Origin of the sequence: Mariprofundus ferrinatatus (genome assembly GCF_002795825.1) — a bacterium.
In the GTDB taxonomy this organism is placed as follows: domain Bacteria; phylum Pseudomonadota; class Zetaproteobacteria; order Mariprofundales; family Mariprofundaceae; genus Mariprofundus; species Mariprofundus ferrinatatus.
The window spans coordinates 1,920,001-1,937,220 of record NZ_CP018800.1 but is presented as its reverse complement, the minus strand read 5'-3'; the positions used below and the strand labels follow the sequence as shown (position 1 = coordinate 1,937,220).

Below are 17,220 nucleotides of genomic sequence, written 5' to 3'. Positions count from 1 at the left end.
ACGATGGCTGCACCTAAAAAAGGAAAAGCTGCTAAGGCTCCCGTTGGCAAGAAACGCGTTCGCAAGAACGTTGCCAACGCTGTGGCTCATATCAAGGCTAGCTTTAACAACACAATCATTACCTTTACCGATGAAGCGGGTAACTCCATCTGCTGGGCAACCAGTGGTGGCGCTGGCTTCAAGGGTTCACGTAAGAGCACACCGTTCGCCGCTCAGGTTGCTGCAGAAGATGCTGCACGTAAGGCGATGGATCATGGCGTAAAGAACTGTTCAGTTCTGGTTCGTGGACCAGGCAACGGCCGCGAGTCTGCACTGCGTGCAATCTCTGCCGTTGGTATCAATGTTACATCGATTCGCGATGTTACCCCAATTCCACATAATGGATGCCGCCCGCCTAAGCGGCGCCGCGTTTAGGAGTATTATTCATGGCACGTTATCTGGAAGCCAAATGCCGCCTGTGCAGGCGTGAAGGCGAGAAGCTGTATCTTAAGGGTGGTAAATGCTACTCGGACAAGTGTCCGATCGAGCGTCGTCCATATGCACCTGGTATGCACGGTCAGAACCGTCGCTCCAAGGTCTCCGACTATGGTCTGCAGCTTCGCGAAAAACAGAAAGTTAAGCGTATCTACGGCCTGCAGGAAAAGCAGTTCCGCAGCTACTTCAAGGATGCTGACCGCATGCCTGGTGTAACAGGTCTGAACCTGCTGCAGCTGATCGAGTCCCGTCTGGACAATGTCGTCTATCGCATGGGGCTGGCTTCATCACGTACTGAGGCGCGTCAGATTGTTCGTCATAATCTGGTCAAGCTCAACGGACACGTTGCAAACATTCCTTCTATTCGTGTGCCTTTGGGTGCCCGCTTGGAGCTGGCTGACGCTGCCAAGGAGCACCTGCGTGTAAACGCTGCTGCTGAAGCTGCTGGTAGCCGTGGCACTGCTGAGTGGATGGACGTTGATCTTCCTAGCCGTCAGGGAACATTCCGTGAACTGCCAGCTCGCGATCAGCTTGATGCGGGTATCCGTGAGCAGCTGATTGTCGAACTTTATTCCAAGTAATCACTGAGGGCCGTCAGATGCAGTTGATCAATCCACGTAATATCACTATTGAAGAGAAAGTAGCCGGCCGTTCTGCCAAGATCGAGTTTGAGCCACTCGAGCGTGGTTATGGTACCACAATCGGTAACAGCCTGCGTCGCATGCTGCTCTCATCTCTTCCTGGAGCTGCCGTTACGTCCGTCATTTTTGATGGTGTGACTCACGAGTACGACACCATTAAGGGTGTTCGTGAAGATGTAATGGATATCATCCTGACTCTGAAAGAGCTCGATATCCGTATGGAAAGTGACGATACCGTTAACATTTCCCTCGACATCAAGGGTCCTGCCATTGTGACTGCTGCGGATATCCAGTGCCCTGCAGGTGTTATGGTTCTGAATCCTGAACTGGTGATTGCTCACCTGAATGACGATGGTCGACTGAAGTGCGAAGGAAAGGTGGAAAAGGGTCGTGGTTATGATCCGGCATCAGAGCGTGAAGTTGATGAACGTGCTGTCGGCTCACTGCTGATTGACGCCTCCTACTCTCCGATCCGCCGTGTTGCAACCCGTGTTGAGGGTGCCCGAGTTGGTCAGCGTACCGACTATGATAAGCTGATCATGGAGATTGAAACCAACGGATCATTGACGCCGGAAGAGGCGATCAATGCAGCAGCAGCTATTCTTGAGCAGCAGCTGGCTGTATTCGTTGACTTCTCTGCAATCGACAAGGCTGCACCTGCAGAAGCTGCAGACGACGGCCTTGATGATCTGCTTGCACAACCGATTGAGCACCTTGACCTTTCAGTACGTTCCATGAACTGCCTGAAGTCGGATGACGTGTTCCGCGTAGGTGACCTGGTTCAGCGCAGCGAGCAGGAGATGCTGCGCACACCGAACTTCGGCCGCAAATCGCTGAACGAGATCAAAGAAGTACTTGAAAACATGGGCCTTGAACTGGGAATGAAGCTGGAAAACTGGCCACCCCAGGATGCCAACGATTCGCTCGACAGCTGAATCGATCGATAGATTTAATAGAGGATACGAGAGATGAGACATCGTAAACATCATGGTTCTTTGGGCCTGCCTACCGGACATCGCCGTGCGCTGATGGCTAATCTGGCAACTGCACTGCTGACCCATGGCCGCATTGAAACAACTGAAGCCAAGGCGCGTGCCCTGCGTCCATATGCAGAGAAACTGATCACTCTGGCCAAGCGTGGCGATCTGCATGCCCGCCGTCAGGCGCTTTCAAAGCTGCGTTACCGTCCGATCGTTGATCGTCTTTTCGGTGATGTTGCGGCTGCCTGCTCCGACCGTGCCGGTGGTTATACCCGTATCGTGAAGACCGGCTTCCGCGCTGGTGATGCTTCCCCGATGGCTATCATCGAGCTGGTCGACACCATCGAAACTTCTACCGGTGAGGCTGCAGAAGCGTAAGCTTTCCCAGCCAAGCACTATCATAAAGGCTCCGCATTGCGGGGCCTTTTTATTTTATCCCCTGGATATCGGCTCGAATGTCTCATTCCGGTTGGTAACAGGTATCCGTTACAGTCCTTCTTGATTCTCCGCTACGAATATATCTGCCGCCACCGGCTGATACTCTCGCCGTTGCACTCTGACTATCTTTGAATGGCTATAACGGGTTGCTTGTCGACAAGGTGCAATACGATTGCTACAAGACTTAAACCTAACCCCGAACTGGTATGCTATAATACAGACATAGGGGTAGCGATGTCTTATCCGAGCAAACCTGAAGTACCTGATTTTCTGCGCAGCAAGTGGCAGAAGCTTACCGATATTCTGGCGAAATCTTCCGGTTTTCCTGCAGCATTGATTATGCGTGTCATTCCGCCTGAAATTGAGGTGTTTGTTTCAAGTAACTCAGCAGGCAATCCTTATGAATCTGGTGAGAGAGCCAGTCTGGATACAGGGCTCTACTGTGAAACGGTGATGGCCACCCATGAACAGCTGCATGTACCTGATGCCATGAAATCCCCTGAGTGGGATCATAATCCGGATATCAAGCTGGGAATGGTGTGTTATCTTGGATTGCCGATCGAATGGCCTGACGGGGAACCGTTTGGAACAGTGTGTATACTGGACAGGAAGGATAATCCCAAGGCCAGAGATAATGTGGAACTTATGGAGTTGCTTAAGGAGATCATCGAACTTGATCTGAGGCATCTGGCTGAGACTGAACGAGCCAGAAGAGAGGATTCACTTGGTCATATATTGGATAAACTAAAATATTTGGCTTATTTTAACGCTTCACCCTACGCAATTCTCGTGTACGACATGTCCGGTTATGTTGACTGTAATCCGGCCGCACTGAAATTACTGCAACTTAGTAATAAGAGTGAACTGATCGGTACGAATCCATCTGACTTTATGCCGGAACTGCAGCCAGATGGGAATCGTTCCGTTGATGTGATAGAGACAGCAAAAAAGCAAGCTATCGCCGAGGGAAGGTTCAGCGAAGAAATGAGCTTCCTAACCCGCCGTCACGTTGAGTTCGTTGCCCGTTTAGACCTTCTCTGGGTAAGCGTTATGAATTTCAACCTGCTGCTTTTCATTATTCACAGAGTCGACCGATAATGAATCAACAGGTTCCCACTAAAGCGTGTCTTTGTCGGTGGCAGCTGTTCAGTTAGCTGGTTGTTGAGTCATTATCCTCTGTTTGCGAATCCTTAAGGTGGGGAACGAGGAAAAGGCTCTGGGCGATAATGAACAGGAAGGTAAGTCCCATGAGGCCGAAGAGTTTGAAGTTTACCCATGTGTCAGTATCAAACGAGAAGGCAACATAGATATTCAGGGCTCCGAGAATGATAAAGAAGATCGCCCATGCTACATTCAGCTTCATCCAAACCATGCGCGGAAGGGATAAATTTCCGCCCATCATGCGCTCGATGATGGTTTTCTCCCCGATAAATTGCGAACCGATAAACACAACGGCGAATAGCCAGTTAATTGCAGTCGGTTTCCACTTGATGAAGAGATCGTCCTGAAGGGCGATGGTCAGGCCGCCGAAAAGCGCCACGAGTGCGAGCGTAATTACGTGAGCCTTTTCAAAGTGTCCCCTGATCACGCGGTGGCCAACGGTCTGGACGAAAGAGGCGGCAATCAGAACGCCGGTTGCGAGATAGATATCGTACATCTTGTAAGCGATGAAGAAGAGCAATACGGGTAAAAAATCGAAGAACATTTTCATATCGTTAATCCGACCACAGCCGGGCGCAGTTGCCAAGCCTGAGGTTGGCACTGAAGCTATTATCGGGAATAATTATGAACATGCTTTGTAACGGCCGTTTATTTAACAGGTTTATCATCGTGATGCTGTCACTGCTGCTTTCAGCATGTGCCACGAAGTCTGACCGACAGGTCGTAGAAGATTTGTGGAGCGTATGGGAAAAGAGCGAGGTGCTTTTCCAGACCTCATACCCAGATGCACCTCCGCTGGTGCTGGTACATGGCTGGAATGGCGGAGAGTTTACCTGGCCTGTTCCCGAGAAATTGCTTGAGCTGGAACAGAGGTTGGGCCGTGACATCATCCTGTTTACCTACCGCACGGGCTTTTTTGCCAACCGCTATCCTCCGCTTGAAGTGCTTGAGGAGCAGCTCGACCGCTATCTTGCCCCGTACCCAGAAGTCGATATCGTGGCCCATAGCATGGGCGGATTGCTGGTTCGACAATACCTGTCGCACCATGCCAGCCATCCGGTAAGGCGGGTGCTATTCCTTGCAACGCCGCACTTCGGCACAAACCTGGCTCAGGTGCTGGTCAGCGTCGGAGGCATGGCTCCCGAAGGGAATATTCAGGCGACTGAGATCAAGCCGGGAAGTGACTTTCTCTGGCAGCTGAACAGCCTGATGGGCAGTGAGCTCGATGGCGTTGAAGTGCTGAATCTCTATGCCGCCAAAGAGTCGCTGCTACAGGCCGACCTGGTGGTCTCCACCTCTTCGGCCTATCTCCCATGGGCGAGTAACCTTGAGATGAAGGGAGATCATCATACTCTGGCGAAGCAGTTTGATGAGAACCCCGTTGCTATCAGGTTTCTCTCTACGGGAGAGATTCCCCAGGCTCAGCCCATGCCTGACAGAAGAGATGTGTGGATGCGCTTCAAGGTCGGTGGCGAGGAGTCAAAGCTCACCGAGGCTAACTTCAAGTCCTATAATGCCCGCGGAATTCCCAACGAGAACTTTAGACTCTGCTGCAAACTGCGTTCAGGTCTCTACAGCAAGCCGGGGGAGAAAACCGCCATTATTGAAGAGCTTGAGTCAGGAAACTATTACGCATTTATGCGATATGGGGGGCTTGAACCGGTGCTGCTTTCAGCGGATGAGCTGATGAAAGGTTCTCTGCCGGTCACCCTGAAGCTGGTTGACCTTGACCCGAAACCGGCATCAATCGAAGACGAGCCTGCTAAAGACGAGACTCAGCCGACAGGAATGCCCTGACGCGCCAGCTCATCAGCACGTTCGTTTTCCGGGTGTCCTGAATGTCCCTTGACCCACTGCCAGGTTACTTCATGTTTGGCGGCCAGCGTATCCAGCTCCTGCCAGCGCTCAAGGTTTGAAACCGGCTTTTTACCGGCAGTTTTCCACCCCTTCTTTTTCCAGTTGTGGATCCACTCATTCATTCCCTGCACGACATACTTGGAGTCGGAGTGGATGGTGATGCGGCATGGCTTGGTAAGTGCTTTCAGCGCTTCTACTGCCGCCTGGAGCTCCATCTGCTGATTGGTGGTTGCCGCTTCGCCGCCCTTTAACTCTTTCTCATGCTTGCCCATGCGTAGCAAAACACCCCAGCCACCGGGTCCCGGATTGCCAGAACAGGCGCCATCAGTGTATGCCTCTACTACAGGTTTTCTCATGCGGCAATTATGGAGCTACAGGCTGCCGATACAATCATTTGCGCACCACTCGGAACATCGGGTCAAAGTGTTTGCAGGTCAGTAGAGCCTGGGGCCAGGCTACAACCTGCAGGTTACGCAACAGGCCCTTCCTGATGCAGGTAAACGGTACGGCTCGGGAAGGCAAACTCCAGTTCCATGCTTTCAAGCAGCTCCATGATCTGCATGTTCACCTCTTGGCGGACCTGCAGGTACTCCTCCCATACTTTGCTGGCGGAGAAGTAGTAGAGGAATATGGAGAGGGAGGAGTCGGCAAATTCGTCGAATTTCACCAGCATATACTCCTGATCAACACCCGGGTGATTCTTCAAAATCGTTTCGATGCCTTTGATAGCCTGATCCATCTGCTTAGGGGTGGTGCTGTAGGTCAGGCCAATGCGCATCTTGATGCGACGCACATGGCGGGCATCGATGTTATCGATCACCATATTGGCAAGCGATGAATTGGGGACATTGACCAGCGTCTTTTCAAACGTACGGATTTTGGTGGAGCGGAACCCCACCTCCTCAACCACACCCTCGAACTCTGATGCCTTGATCCAGTCGCCGACCGTAAAAGGGCGATCAACCAGAATCATGATTGAACCGAATACGTTGGCGATCGTATCCTTGGCGGCCATTGCGACAGCTATGCCACCGATACCGAGCGATGCGAGAAGGCCGGAGATCGAGTAACCCATGTTCTGAGCCACCATCAGCACGGCAGTCAGGACGAGGAAAATCTTCATCGTCTTTCCGATAAACGGCACCAGCTGATCGTCCAGTGAAGAGGCGGTCTCCTTGGCCCGCTCCGTGAAGTAGGCAGATAACCCGTCAACCAGACGCCAGACAAACCAGGAGCCAATGACAATGGAGACAACCCGGCCGACGTTATTGGCAAGTTCGACAAGCGGGAAGATTTCGGCCGGAGGGCTGAGCAGGTGAACGGCGACAAGAATGCCGATTACGAGAACCAGAAGGCTGACAGGGCGTTCAGCGGCATTTAAAAGGACATCATCCAGTTTGGTGGTGGTTTTCAGCGCAAGGCGCTGTGCCAGAACACGGAATGCCGAAAGTACAAGTCGTTGGCCGACAACAGTGATAAACAGAGCAACGGCAGTCAGCATCCAGCGAGACAATGGAATTTCCAGGAATGTGGTGGTGGTCAGCTCGATCCAGATATCTTGCATGCGCATCTCCTTCTAATCAGCAAGTGTAACTGAAAAAATGGCAGGCTCCACCGCAGGGAGGCAGAAGGATTGGTATGATTCATGAATGGTTCATAAACCTGATTTATCTTTGCGGGCATATTTTCCAGATCTGAAACCGTAACAGGAGTTAATATGAGATATATAATGCTGCTGGCTTTGATGATGTTGCCGGCGACGCTGTGGGCGGGCTCCATGAAACTGGATGGAACCGCTTCCGACATCAATTTTGTATCGGTTAAGAAGGAGAGTGTTGCCGAAGTGCACCATTTCACGGCTTTATCCGGCTCTATAGAAGGCAAGGCTGGCTTTCTTCTGATCGATCTCGCATCGATTGAATCCGGCATTGATATCCGCAATGAGCGAATGCGATCAATGCTGTTTGAGGTGGCCCGTTTCAGTTCGGCATCCATCAAAGCCGATCTGTCAGCCATTGCATACGACAATTTGAAGGCGGGTGAGCGTATCTCCGCTACGCTTCCATTGGCCCTGAACCTGCATGGTGTCAGGCAGACACTTGCTGCCGAAGTGGATGTGGTAAAGCTGGGGGATGAGCGGCTGCTGGTGGCCAGTCGTCAGCCGGTGATTGTGAAAGCGGGCGATTTTGAAATGGAGGGAGGCATTGAGGCGTTGCGTCAGGTGGCAAACCTTCCAGGCATTGCCCGTGTCGTGCCGGTCAACTTTCACCTGATTTTCACCCGATAGCGCTATGATGCCCGAGATTGACTCGGCAGGAGCGCTTTTCTATCCTGTAGATGTCCTTGGAACAGGAGAATGGTCATGAATATTCACCTTTTGCAGATGATGATCGATGATCACAAAGAGATGGTTGGTCTGATCGGGCGGCCGGTACGTTATCTTGATGAACAGTACGAAGTGACCGACCTGCTGCACGAAGAGGGGCTGCTAATTATCTCCGCTGATATTGCCTGCGATGTGCAGGAGGATAGTTTCGGTCGCGCGCGCCGTCTGGTACCGAGGCGACAGAATCTCAAGTTCCGGGATGCGGAAGGGCGTCCATCTGCGGTATGGGATGACCTTGCATTCCTTGACGGCCCGCTGATTCCCTGAATATCAATCACATTCTGATTACTATCATATAGGCCTTCTTCAGGCAGGCAGGGTATCGTCAACTCTGCTGATGGATTATGACAGCAAGCCCCGTTATCTTCTGGTAATCTGAACAGAACACGGCAGAGGGGCACCTGATTACTCAATGAGCGTTTTTCAACAGCTGTTCACCCGTAACATGCTCATCTGCATATTTACCGGTTTTGCCTCAGGCCTGCCGCTCTACCTGTTGATCAATCTGGTTCCCGCATGGCTGCGGAGTGAGCAGGTGGATTTGACCACCATCGGCCTGTTTGCACTGATCCAGTTCCCTTACACATGGAAGTTTATCTGGTCACCGCTGCTGGACCGCTATGTCGTGCCTGTGCTGGGGCGCCGCCGGGGCTGGATGCTGATCACCCAGACTCTTCTTCTGTTCGTGATTGCAGCCATGGGGGGATTCTCGCCACAGACAGATCTTTCGATGATCGCCCTCTTCTGTACCTTGTTGGCACTGCTTTCCGCCACACAGGATATCGCGCTCGATGCCTATAGGCGCGAGATCCTTGCCGATATCGAACTTGGACTCGGCAACTCGGTACACATCAATGCCTATCGGGTGGCGGGACTGGTGCCGGGGTCACTCTCCCTGATTCTTGCCGATCATCTGGCCTGGAGTACGGTGTTCATCATTACAGCACTGTTCATGTTGCCGGGCATGGTGATGAGCCTGCTGGTCAAGGAGCCGGATATTGCGGTGGTTCCTAAAACGCTGAAAGAGGCGGTCACCGAACCATTTTATGAGTTCATAGGTCGTGCCGGCTGGCAGAGTGCTGTGACAGTTCTTCTCTTTATCTTTTTATACAAACTCGGTGACAGCATGTGTACTGCACTTGCCACACCGTTTTATCTTGATATGGGATATTCGAAAACCGATATCGGCCTGATTGCCAAGAATGCAGGCCTCTGGCCCTCTGTTATCGGTGGGCTGTTGGGTGGCCTCTGGATGGTGAAAATCGGCATAAACCGGGCTCTCTGGGTTTTCGGCTTTGTACAGCTTGGCACGATCTTCGGCTTTGCCTGGCTCGCATCTCTGGGGGCTCAGGCCACAATCGGAGCGGTAGAGCTTACCAGTCTCGCTATAGTAATCGGTATGGAGGCGTTCGGTGTTGGCGTTGGCACAGCCGCGTTTGTGGCATTTATTGCCCGCTCCACCCATCCCGCTTACACGGCAACGCAGTTTGCCCTCTTCACGAGCCTCGCTGCCGTGCCACGCACTTTTATCAATGCCGGTGTAGGCTGGCTGGTAGAAACATTCGGCTGGACTGACTTCTTCCTGCTCTGCGCAGCTCTGGCAGTGCCCGGCATGTTGCTGCTGTTCAAGGTCGCCCCCTGGCATGGTGAAGGGAGGGTGCTGGCCAATGATTGAGCAGATATGGTCATCTGTGTCAGATTTGGCCGCAAGATGACAATGAAGATATCTTCTTTCTGGCTGATGCCGGTGCTTGCCCTGCTGTTGACGGCCTGTCCCTCCAAGAGGGTGGAGAAAGCACCTGAAAAAGTTGAACAGCAGCCTGCTTATATCAAAAGCGACTGGCGAACACTTCCTGAGTGGGGTCAGGTTGCACTGGTGTCTTCACTTGAGGCACTCAGGGCTGGGTGTGTATCACTGAAGCGCAGGGAACAGTGGCAGCAGATCTGCGCTGAGGCTGGGCTACTCGATATCGACAATAATGATGCAGTTCGCACCTTTTTCGAGAGTCATTTTACACCGTGGCAGCTGAAGAATGGCGATGGAAGCGATCATGGGTTGATCACCGGGTACTATGAGCCGCTGCTCTATGGCAGCCGCGAGAAAACCGGGCGTTTCCGGTTCCCTATTTATGGCGAGCCGGACGATCTGTTGATCATCGACCTTGCCGAACTCTATCCCGAGCTGAAGGGAAAGCGGCTTCGCGGCCGCGTAGAAGGTAAGCGCGTGGTGCCGTACCATGATCGCGCAGCCATCGACAGCGAGCATCCTCCGGCCGGTAAGGAGATTCTCTGGGTTGATGATGAGATAGGTCTTTTCTTTCTTCAGGTGCAGGGTTCCGGCCGCGTACAGATGCCGGATGGCTCTATCGTTAAGCTCGGTTATGCCAATCAGAACGGCCACCCCTACAACTCTATCGGCAAGCGACTGGTAGAGATGGGGGAGATGACTGTCCATCAGGCCTCGATGCAGCGCATTCGCCAGTGGGGTGTCGACAACCCTGCTCGATTGAAAGAGTTGCTCTATCACAATCCCAGTTATGTCTTTTTTCGCGAAATGCCGGAATCACTCAGTTCGGCAGTTGGCGCCATGGGTGTTCCGCTAACGGCCGGCTATAGCATGGCTGTCGATCGCCGCACCATTCCACTGGGCATGCCTGTATACCTTTCCACCACATGGCCTGGTTCGGATAAGCCGCTAAACCGGTTGATGCTGGCGCAGGATGTGGGTGGTGCGATCAAAGGCACAATCCGCGGCGACTTCTTCTGGGGCTTTGGCGAGGAGGCCGGTAAATATGCCGGCAGCATGAAGCAGCAGGGGCGCATGTGGGTCTTCTTTCCGAACGGCATCACCCCGACAATCAATACCGCTTCACGTTGAGTCCTTAACAGAAATGCTGGATATCCTCTACCGGGATGAGTGGCTTATTGCGATCAACAAGCCGGCCGGCCTTCTCGTACATCGCTCAATGATCGACAAACACGAAACCCGTTTTGCGATGCAGATGGTGCGCGATCAGATCGGCCAGCATGTCTGGCCGCTGCACCGGCTGGATAAACCCACCTCGGGTGTTCTTCTTTTTGCCCTGAATTCTGAAACAGCTCGCAAAGTGGGCGACTTGTTCTGTGCCGGAATGGTAAGTAAGGAGTATCTGGCGGTGGTCCGTGGCTATACGGAAGAGCAGGGCATCATCGACTATCCTCTGAAAGAGGAACTCGATAAAAAGAGTGATCAAAAAGCGGACTCCAATAAACCAGCGCAGGATGCAGTCACGCAATACTGCCGGCTGGCGACAGTGGAGCTGCCTAATGCCGTCGGGCGATACGATACAGCTCGCTATTCTCTGTTATCCATAACCCCCAAAACCGGCCGCAAGCACCAGATTCGCCGACACATGAAGCACATTTTCCATCCCATTGTCGGCGATACGACCCACGGCGACGGCAGGCAGAACACCTTTTTTCGCAACCACTTTAACTGCCGCCGCCTTCTTCTTGCTGCAACAAGTCTCAATTTCCCCCATCCCGAAACCGGTGAACAGATCACGATTCATGCTCCGCTGGAAGACAGCTTCTCAAATGTTGTCGATCTGTTGGGGTGGGGCAGGGCTTGTATTGCTCATCCCTATTGAGACCTGCGGAAGTATGTGGGAAGATAAGACGCGAAACATCCAGGTGCGCGAATCGCCAGCTTACAGCAGATTGAGGGAGTCATGAACGTAGAAGCAATCATGAGCAAAAATGTTGTCGTAGTCGATGCGTATGATTCGCTGAGAAAAGTCAAAATGATTTTTGACACTTCAAAATTCCATCACCTGCTCGTGGTTGAAAAAGAACGGTTGTTTGGCGTGATCTCTGACAGGGATCTGCTGAAGATCTTAAGTCCCGGGGTTGGAACTGCATTTGAATCGGCCGGAGATGCAGCCATACTCAATAAACGAGCGCACCTGATCATGAGCAGAAAGCCTGTTACTTTAGGGCCAGATGCGACGATTTATGATGCCATTGAAATTTTCAACAAGCACAACATCTCCTGTATACCTGTTGTTGATGGTGAGCGCAGGCCTGTTGGAATCATTAGCTGGCGAGATGTTTTAAGGACGCTTTAGGTAGCGACGCTGGCAGCCATATACGTTCTTGTCTTTGAATATTCGGTTTTGGGCTAAACGTTGTTTAACTAGTGACTCAAGAGGGCCTGTTTCAGGTTTTTGTCGGCGGGTTTTGAACCGAGCCAGACGGATATGAGGGCTTTCTGGAAATCGAATCCGGGAATCGTTCCTTTTGTTTCACCCTTGATCTGCGTGACGGTTGAGCCGTCCGAAAGAAAGTCGTAAGTGATCAGATCGCCCTTATGGGCGTCGGCAAAGAAGCTGTTGAACCGGTTCAGACGGTCGCGCAGAGCGGCCATCTCTTTCTCTGAGTGATGTTTCTCAAAGCCCCGGTTCCAGCCGTCAGTCATCTTTTCGGCCTCCACCTCGCCATAAATGAACTGCATTGAGATGCGTTTCGTGCTCTTGCTATCCAGGATTGCTTCGGCGCTCTTGCTCTTCTCTTCGAGGTAGAGCGCTGCAACATAGATATCGAAAAAGAATTTGGTGCGGATGCCGGCCCCGTTCAGCTGCAGGGTATTATTTTCTACCTGCACCGATTCAGGCACATTAACGCCGCCAATTTCGACAGCGGTAACGTGAAAGGGGATGGGGAGCAGGACGACAAACAGCAGCGGTATTGTTTTTTTCATGGCGACCTCCAAAAGTCACGACAGCTATTTAATCAGTACCAAACTCATGCAGCCAGCTGAAAGGGACGGATGCGTGCGTCAGTTCTGTGCGTCGGTTGTTGCGCCAGATCAGCCATGCGCGTGGTTTCGTTCTTTCCGCTGCATGGGCGGCCATGGCTGAGCCGTTACCGTCAGATGATCCGGACATATCGATATGCAGCTGGAAGGCGGGACGAACTCCCGGAGCTCCGCTGCCGAAGGCCAGATCGCCGAAGTCGATATGATCTTCGCCTCTATCAAGCAGTACCGGATAGCTGGAAAACCAGGCATAAAATTCCGTGCCGGGCAGCGCATCCCATCCTGCGACCGACTGCATCGCCGGTAACTCCTGCCACTCAATATGGTCCGGGCTGCTCATTGATGTTGAAATCATGCCATTGGCGAATGATTCGTCGACAAGAGTGCGGCTGCCGGAAAATCCGGGTTTCAGATTGACGGAGGCACGGGCGTAGCGATCCGGATAGATGGCGATCAGCTGCCAGTGGTACGGAGAGAATGCGAGTGGCATGGCGTTATAACTTGCCGCATCCGGATGCGCGTTGCGTGTCAGGTTGATCGCCTGTTGCTGGTTACTGTAGGTAAGTGCCAGATAGCCGCACATCAGCAGAAGACTGAGAATCCCCATTTTTCGCTTCTGCCCTTTCCAGATCAGCCCCAGCAGCAGCGGTATCAGTATCAGTGCGCTGAAGAAGGGGTCGATGATAAACACAAGGTCGAGGCTGGCGCGCCAGTCACTAAGGGGTGCCATGATCATCGTGCCGAAGGTGGTGATCAGGTCGAGGAAGATGTGCATTGATAGGGCCGCTCCTATCAACCAGGGCATAGAAGGGTTCTCCCTGATGCGCCGGGATGAGAGGGTGAAGATCAGCCAGGCCCAGAGTGGTATCAGCAGAATGGAGTGGGTCAGGCCTCTGTGGTGCAGCAGGTAGGTTGTCTCAGAGAAGAGGCGAAGCACGATGTCGGCATCCGGTGCCATGGTGAGAAGGATGAGGAAGATAAGCTGCAGTGGCGGCAGGTGATGTTTGGGGATGGCACGGGCAAGTGCTGCCCCGGAAATGGCGTGGGTTACCGGATCCATGCAGGGATGGCTTGCAAAAGTTCCTGCCAGTTCTTGCCTGGTGTAATCTGGCCGCCGCATACGGCATGGGCGGCACCGGTTACCTCGCAGAGCGTATTGGGTTCCCCCATCAGGGTCTGGCGTGCAAGGATGGCAAAACAGAGTGCTTCGACCGCCTGGGGTGGAATATCCTCCACGTCGGTTGTGGTCACCCGGGCAGGGGCAAGCTGCCTTTTCAGAAGGCTCATCAGATGCCCGTTTCTAACCCCGCCGCCGCAGACAAGCCATCTGGCCGGCTCTACCGGCATGTAGTTAAGGCTGTTCTCGATCGAATCTGCTGTGAATTGGCAGGCCGTTGCCATGCGATCGGCATCGGAGATGTCCGGCCAGCCAAGAATCAGGTTAACAATATCCTCACCAAACTCTTCACGGCCGGTGGATTTGGGAGGTTTACGCTGCAGGAATGGGTGTTGCATCAGCTTTTCAAGCAGTGGATCGCAGACTGTGCCGCTGGCGGCAAGCTCGCCGTTATGATCAAAGGCGCTGCGCCCCTCGCTGATCGTCAGCATCAGGCCGTCCATAATCATGTTTCCCGGCCCGGTGTCAAAACCGATCATGGTACCGTCCAGCCCCAGCCAGGTGACATTGGCGATGCCTCCAATATTGACCACGGCGATGTTTTTACGTTCATGGGCAAAGAGGTGGTGGTGAGAGAAAGGAACCAGCGGTGCACCTTCACCGCCTGCAGCAATATCACGGCTGCGGAAATCGGAGACGGTGGTGATGCCCGTTCGCTCGGCTACTGTGGCGGCACAACCGATCTGAACGGTATACGGGTATTCAGCACGCGGGTGGTGGCGGATGGTCTGCCCATGCAGGCCGATGACTGCGATATCCGCAGGTTTCAGCCCGACACCGTGTAGCGCGGCCAGCACCGTGTCGGCATAAGCGTGGCCGAGTGCGCGATCAAGTTCGCCCATGCGTTCGATCTCGTTCAGGCCGGGAGCCGCGAGCCGGAGAATCGGCTCGCGCAGTTTCTCCGGCATGGGGTACTCTGAGAACTGGATCAGTTCCATGCGACTACCCGGCAAATGATCCATGCGGGCAATTGCAATATCAATGCCGTCGGCAGAGGTGCCGGACATGATACCGATAAAGAGCTGATGGTCTGTTCTCATGGTTGCTGCTTTCAGGCTGCCGCAGATTCCCTCTTAAAATGCCTGAGCTTCAGGCGTGGCCGGGGCAGTCGTCTCAGGATCGGCGGCTGGAGCTTCGGCAGAAGGTGTTGCTGACTCAGCGGGGATTGCTTCTGTAGAGGCAGGTTCCTCTGCGGGAGTTTCGACTGCAGTTTCAGGGGCAGCTTCGGCAGCAGGCTCTTCAGCAGGGGCAGCTTCAGGTTCAGGGGCCGGAGTGGCTGCGGCCGATGTCAGGCCAGATAGAATCTTCTCAGCTTCAGCGATTGCCGCCTTCGCCTCATCCTTGGCCAGGCCACTGACCTCCTGGATGTTGAGCAGTGCCTTTTTCAGCTGGTTCTGGATCAGATTGTCGCGATTGCTTTCAACATCCTTGCCGAGCGCAGCGATCTGGTCACTTAACCCTTGCACGCTGCTTTCCAGACCGCTGATGCGAGTCTCGGCGTCGGGTACAGCCGGATTCTTACCAGCGACAATGGCGGCGTAAGCGGCGAGCAGGATGGCAACCACAGAGAGGTAGAGGGAGGTGTGTGGCCGGCAGGCGCCACTTGATTTGCAGGAGTCTTCGCTGGGTTTTTCCAGTTTTACTTCTGCTTCAGCGGTTTCAGTGATTTGTTCTTCGGTGCTTTTGGTGCTCATCTCAATCTCCTTTGGCATCTGCATATTATATATAATATGGGTTTCGTCTCAGTTTGGCGAAAACCCTCTTGCGCGATGATGTTAGAATAGCACGCACTCGGTCAGTTGCCAGCCCGATATCCACGAAGTGAAAAGATACGGCCTCTGCGGTAGCGGTGGCGTCTGGAATTTGCCATGATTCGCATCCGAATCATCAGAGGTGGGTATGAAAGTTCAGGAACAGATGGAATTGCTCAGTCGCGGTACGCTGGAGATTTTACCGGCCGGTGGTCTGGAGGAGAAGCTTAAGGCGGCCGCCAAAGAGGGGCGTCCGCTGCGCGTAAAAGCGGGCTTTGATCCGACTGCGCCAGACCTGCATCTGGGTCATACCGTTCTGATCGAGAAGCTGCGCCAGTTCCAGCATTGCGGCCATACCGTTGTGTTCCTGATCGGCGACTTTACCGGCACGATTGGTGATCCAACCGGCAAGAATGAAACCCGTCCGCCGTTGACCCATGATGAGGTGCTGCTTAATGCAGAAACCTACAAAGAACAGGTGTTCAAGATTCTCGACCCGAAACATACCGAGGTGCGCTTCAACTCCGAGTGGCTGGGAAATCTGACTGCCGCCGACCTGATCCGTATTGCAGGCAAGGCCACTGTCGCACGCATGCTGGAGCGTGATGATTTTGAGAAGCGTTATAAGGGCGGTCAGTCGATCGCTATCCATGAATTCCTCTATCCGCTTGTGCAGGGCTATGACTCGGTGGCACTTGATGCCGACGTCGAGCTGGGTGGCAACGACCAGAAATTCAACCTGTTGATGGGGCGGCAGTTGCAGGATGCTTACGGCAAGCCGCAGCAGGTAATATTGACCATGCCGCTGCTGGAAGGGCTGGATGGCGTCAACAAGATGTCTAAATCGCTGGACAACTATGTTGGTGTGGCGGAACCGGCCAAAGAGCAGTTCGGTAAGTTGATGAGTATCTCCGACGATCTGATGTATAAGTACTATGAGCTACTGACCGATATAGATCTTGATGAGGTTAAAGCAATGCATCCGATGGAGGCCAAGAAGCGGCTGGCTGCCACCATCGTGGAGCGGTTTCACGGTGAGGGAGCGGGGGAGACGGCTCGCAACGGTTTCGAGGCACAGTTCGCCCGCAATGAGATTCCGGACGATGTGCCGGATGTAACACTGGAATCCGAGAACGGGCTACTCTGGATTATCCGGGCATTGACGCAGTCAGGCATGACCTCCTCAAACGGCGAGGCGATCCGCATGGTCAAACAGAATGCCCTATCCATTGATGGCGAAAAGGTGGTTGATAAAGATTATCAGCTGAAGCCTGGCGGGCCCTACCTGCTCAAGCTCGGCAAGCGCAAATTCATCAACCTTACCGTCAGCTAATATCAGGCGGCTATAAGGTTGCCCTGCACCTGTTTATGTAACCATTGCGGTATTGGGTTCTGTTTTCCCGGGAAATGGTCTAATAGTAATGCGTGTCTATCCATGACTGAAGGGGAGGGGAGATGACTGTCTATGATGTCGCCGTGGTCGGAACCGGGCCTGCAGGCGCGACTGCAGCACGGGAACTTGCCCTGCAAGGTATTTCGGTCGCCCTGATAGAAAAGGAT

The 17,220-nt window shown here is 53.3% G+C and carries 21 protein-coding genes (1 of these 21 only partly in view); 14 read left to right on the top strand and 7 right to left on the bottom strand.

From position 1 onward, the window contains the following. The first annotated feature begins 3 nt into the window (after positions 1-3). From rpsK to Ga0123462_RS09420, 5 genes are all read left to right on the top strand, one after another. Complete coding sequence (gene rpsK, locus Ga0123462_RS09440) at positions 4-414, top strand: 30S ribosomal protein S11 (RefSeq protein WP_100266062.1); 411 nt, start codon at positions 4-6, stop codon at positions 412-414. A gap of 11 nt (positions 415-425) precedes the next feature. Beyond that, on the top strand, positions 426-1,055 hold the full coding sequence (gene rpsD, locus Ga0123462_RS09435) for a 30S ribosomal protein S4 (RefSeq protein WP_100266061.1): 630 nt from the start codon (positions 426-428) through the stop codon (positions 1,053-1,055). Between the two features lie 17 nt (positions 1,056-1,072). Beyond that, a complete protein-coding gene (locus tag Ga0123462_RS09430) occupies positions 1,073-2,050 on the top strand; it encodes a DNA-directed RNA polymerase subunit alpha (RefSeq protein ID WP_100266060.1) in 978 nt (325 codons plus the stop codon). A 33-nt stretch (positions 2,051-2,083) separates the two neighbouring features. Further along, positions 2,084-2,473, top strand: a complete 390-nt coding sequence (gene rplQ / locus Ga0123462_RS09425) for a 50S ribosomal protein L17 (RefSeq protein WP_100266059.1) — start codon at positions 2,084-2,086, stop codon at positions 2,471-2,473. Positions 2,474-2,767: 294 nt separating this feature from the next. Next, the gene (locus Ga0123462_RS09420) at positions 2,768-3,631 is read left to right on the top strand and encodes a GAF domain-containing protein (protein ID WP_100266058.1); all 864 of its coding nucleotides are present in this window, start codon (positions 2,768-2,770) and stop codon (positions 3,629-3,631) included. Positions 3,632-3,683: 52 nt separating this feature from the next. Here the strand turns inward: Ga0123462_RS09420 and Ga0123462_RS09415 are convergent, their stop codons facing one another. Then, the gene (locus Ga0123462_RS09415; protein ID WP_100266057.1) at positions 3,684-4,244 is read right to left on the bottom strand and encodes a septation protein A; all 561 of its coding nucleotides are present in this window, start codon (positions 4,242-4,244) and stop codon (positions 3,684-3,686) included. Positions 4,245-4,318: 74 nt separating this feature from the next. Here Ga0123462_RS09415 and Ga0123462_RS09410 point away from each other — a divergent pair, with 74 nt between their 5' ends. Next, positions 4,319-5,491 carry a lipase family alpha/beta hydrolase gene (locus Ga0123462_RS09410; RefSeq protein ID WP_100266056.1) on the top strand — a complete coding sequence of 391 codons (1,173 nt, stop codon included), beginning with the start codon at positions 4,319-4,321 and terminating at the stop codon, positions 5,489-5,491. Here the strand turns inward: Ga0123462_RS09410 and rnhA are convergent. Both rnhA and Ga0123462_RS09400 read right to left on the bottom strand, forming a co-directional pair. Beyond that, positions 5,470-5,907 (bottom strand): ribonuclease HI, encoded by a 438-nt coding sequence (rnhA, locus tag Ga0123462_RS09405; RefSeq protein ID WP_100266055.1) that lies wholly within the window; start codon positions 5,905-5,907, stop codon positions 5,470-5,472. The two genes, Ga0123462_RS09410 and rnhA, sit on opposite strands and share 22 nt — an antisense overlap. 113 nt (positions 5,908-6,020) lie before the next feature. Continuing rightward, positions 6,021-7,115, bottom strand: coding sequence for a mechanosensitive ion channel family protein (locus tag Ga0123462_RS09400; RefSeq protein WP_100266054.1), 1,095 nt, complete (start codon positions 7,113-7,115; stop codon positions 6,021-6,023). A gap of 153 nt (positions 7,116-7,268) precedes the next feature. On the opposite strand from Ga0123462_RS09400, the gene Ga0123462_RS09395 reads away from it, so the two are divergent. The 6 genes from Ga0123462_RS09395 (at position 7,269) to Ga0123462_RS09370 (ending at position 12,043) form a co-directional block, all read left to right on the top strand. After that, a complete protein-coding gene (locus tag Ga0123462_RS09395) occupies positions 7,269-7,838 on the top strand; it encodes a YceI family protein (protein ID WP_100266053.1) in 570 nt (189 codons plus the stop codon). Between the two features lie 75 nt (positions 7,839-7,913). Next, the gene (locus tag Ga0123462_RS09390) at positions 7,914-8,204 is read left to right on the top strand and encodes a hypothetical protein (RefSeq protein WP_100266052.1); all 291 of its coding nucleotides are present in this window, start codon (positions 7,914-7,916) and stop codon (positions 8,202-8,204) included. Positions 8,205-8,349: 145 nt separating this feature from the next. After that, positions 8,350-9,612 (top strand): AmpG family muropeptide MFS transporter, encoded by a 1,263-nt coding sequence (locus tag Ga0123462_RS09385; protein ID WP_100266051.1) that lies wholly within the window; start codon positions 8,350-8,352, stop codon positions 9,610-9,612. Positions 9,613-9,648: 36 nt separating this feature from the next. Further along, positions 9,649-10,815, top strand: a complete 1,167-nt coding sequence (gene mltA / locus Ga0123462_RS09380) for a murein transglycosylase A (RefSeq protein ID WP_232726436.1) — start codon at positions 9,649-9,651, stop codon at positions 10,813-10,815. 13 nt (positions 10,816-10,828) lie between these two features. Then, a complete protein-coding gene (gene truC / locus Ga0123462_RS09375; RefSeq protein ID WP_100266050.1) occupies positions 10,829-11,566 on the top strand; it encodes a tRNA pseudouridine(65) synthase TruC in 738 nt (245 codons plus the stop codon). Between the two features lie 81 nt (positions 11,567-11,647). Beyond that, complete coding sequence (locus tag Ga0123462_RS09370; RefSeq protein WP_100266049.1) at positions 11,648-12,043, top strand: CBS domain-containing protein; 396 nt, start codon at positions 11,648-11,650, stop codon at positions 12,041-12,043. 68 nt (positions 12,044-12,111) lie between these two features. On the opposite strand, the gene Ga0123462_RS09365 is transcribed toward Ga0123462_RS09370, so the two are convergent. The 4 genes from Ga0123462_RS09365 to Ga0123462_RS11390 are packed head-to-tail and all read right to left on the bottom strand — an operon-like array spanning position 12,112 to position 15,621. Further along, positions 12,112-12,675 (bottom strand): chalcone isomerase family protein, encoded by a 564-nt coding sequence (locus Ga0123462_RS09365; RefSeq protein ID WP_100266048.1) that lies wholly within the window; start codon positions 12,673-12,675, stop codon positions 12,112-12,114. A 28-nt stretch (positions 12,676-12,703) separates the two neighbouring features. Beyond that, positions 12,704-13,792 (bottom strand): metal-dependent hydrolase, encoded by a 1,089-nt coding sequence (locus Ga0123462_RS09360; protein ID WP_100266047.1) that lies wholly within the window; start codon positions 13,790-13,792, stop codon positions 12,704-12,706. Then, entirely contained in the window at positions 13,780-14,949 is a 1,170-nt protein-coding gene (locus Ga0123462_RS09355; protein WP_100266046.1) for an anhydro-N-acetylmuramic acid kinase, read from the bottom strand. The genes Ga0123462_RS09360 and Ga0123462_RS09355 overlap by 13 nt, the downstream gene beginning before the upstream one ends. Positions 14,950-14,982: 33 nt before the next feature. Beyond that, positions 14,983-15,621 carry a hypothetical protein gene (locus Ga0123462_RS11390; protein WP_157821327.1) on the bottom strand — a complete coding sequence of 213 codons (639 nt, stop codon included), beginning with the start codon at positions 15,619-15,621 and terminating at the stop codon, positions 14,983-14,985. A gap of 187 nt (positions 15,622-15,808) precedes the next feature. Here Ga0123462_RS11390 and tyrS point away from each other — a divergent pair, with 187 nt between their 5' ends. Further along, positions 15,809-16,993: a tyrosine--tRNA ligase gene (gene tyrS, locus Ga0123462_RS09345; protein WP_100266045.1), complete on the top strand. Its 1,185-nt coding sequence runs from the start codon at positions 15,809-15,811 to the stop codon at positions 16,991-16,993. 122 nt (positions 16,994-17,115) lie between these two features. After that, positions 17,116-17,220: the start of a geranylgeranyl reductase family protein gene (locus tag Ga0123462_RS09340; protein ID WP_100266044.1), read on the top strand. The gene runs 1,032 nt beyond the window's last position; only the first 105 of its 1,137 coding nucleotides appear in the window; its start codon is at positions 17,116-17,118; its stop codon lies off the right edge, out of view.

Bases quoted from the DNA above. Each gene is read 5' to 3' on its own strand.
- rpsK (WP_100266062.1), top strand. From the start codon at position 4: ATGGCTGCACCTAAAAAAGGAAAAGCTGCTAAGGCTCCCGTTGGCAAG.
- rpsD (WP_100266061.1), top strand. From the start codon at position 426: ATGGCACGTTATCTGGAAGCCAAATGCCGCCTGTGCAGGCGTGAAGGC.
- Ga0123462_RS09430 (WP_100266060.1), top strand. From the start codon at position 1,073: ATGCAGTTGATCAATCCACGTAATATCACTATTGAAGAGAAAGTAGCC.
- rplQ (WP_100266059.1), top strand. From the start codon at position 2,084: ATGAGACATCGTAAACATCATGGTTCTTTGGGCCTGCCTACCGGACAT.
- Ga0123462_RS09420 (WP_100266058.1), top strand. From the start codon at position 2,768: ATGTCTTATCCGAGCAAACCTGAAGTACCTGATTTTCTGCGCAGCAAG.
- Ga0123462_RS09415 (WP_100266057.1), bottom strand. From the start codon at position 4,244: ATGAAAATGTTCTTCGATTTTTTACCCGTATTGCTCTTCTTCATCGCT.
- Ga0123462_RS09410 (WP_100266056.1), top strand. From the start codon at position 4,319: ATGAACATGCTTTGTAACGGCCGTTTATTTAACAGGTTTATCATCGTG.
- rnhA (WP_100266055.1), bottom strand. From the start codon at position 5,907: ATGAGAAAACCTGTAGTAGAGGCATACACTGATGGCGCCTGTTCTGGC.
- Ga0123462_RS09400 (WP_100266054.1), bottom strand. From the start codon at position 7,115: ATGCAAGATATCTGGATCGAGCTGACCACCACCACATTCCTGGAAATT.
- Ga0123462_RS09395 (WP_100266053.1), top strand. From the start codon at position 7,269: ATGAGATATATAATGCTGCTGGCTTTGATGATGTTGCCGGCGACGCTG.
- Ga0123462_RS09390 (WP_100266052.1), top strand. From the start codon at position 7,914: ATGAATATTCACCTTTTGCAGATGATGATCGATGATCACAAAGAGATG.
- Ga0123462_RS09385 (WP_100266051.1), top strand. From the start codon at position 8,350: ATGAGCGTTTTTCAACAGCTGTTCACCCGTAACATGCTCATCTGCATA.
- mltA (WP_232726436.1), top strand. From the start codon at position 9,649: ATGACAATGAAGATATCTTCTTTCTGGCTGATGCCGGTGCTTGCCCTG.
- truC (WP_100266050.1), top strand. From the start codon at position 10,829: ATGCTGGATATCCTCTACCGGGATGAGTGGCTTATTGCGATCAACAAG.
- Ga0123462_RS09370 (WP_100266049.1), top strand. From the start codon at position 11,648: ATGAACGTAGAAGCAATCATGAGCAAAAATGTTGTCGTAGTCGATGCG.
- Ga0123462_RS09365 (WP_100266048.1), bottom strand. From the start codon at position 12,675: ATGAAAAAAACAATACCGCTGCTGTTTGTCGTCCTGCTCCCCATCCCC.
- Ga0123462_RS09360 (WP_100266047.1), bottom strand. From the start codon at position 13,792: ATGGATCCGGTAACCCACGCCATTTCCGGGGCAGCACTTGCCCGTGCC.
- Ga0123462_RS09355 (WP_100266046.1), bottom strand. From the start codon at position 14,949: ATGAGAACAGACCATCAGCTCTTTATCGGTATCATGTCCGGCACCTCT.
- Ga0123462_RS11390 (WP_157821327.1), bottom strand. From the start codon at position 15,621: ATGCCAAAGGAGATTGAGATGAGCACCAAAAGCACCGAAGAACAAATC.
- tyrS (WP_100266045.1), top strand. From the start codon at position 15,809: ATGAAAGTTCAGGAACAGATGGAATTGCTCAGTCGCGGTACGCTGGAG.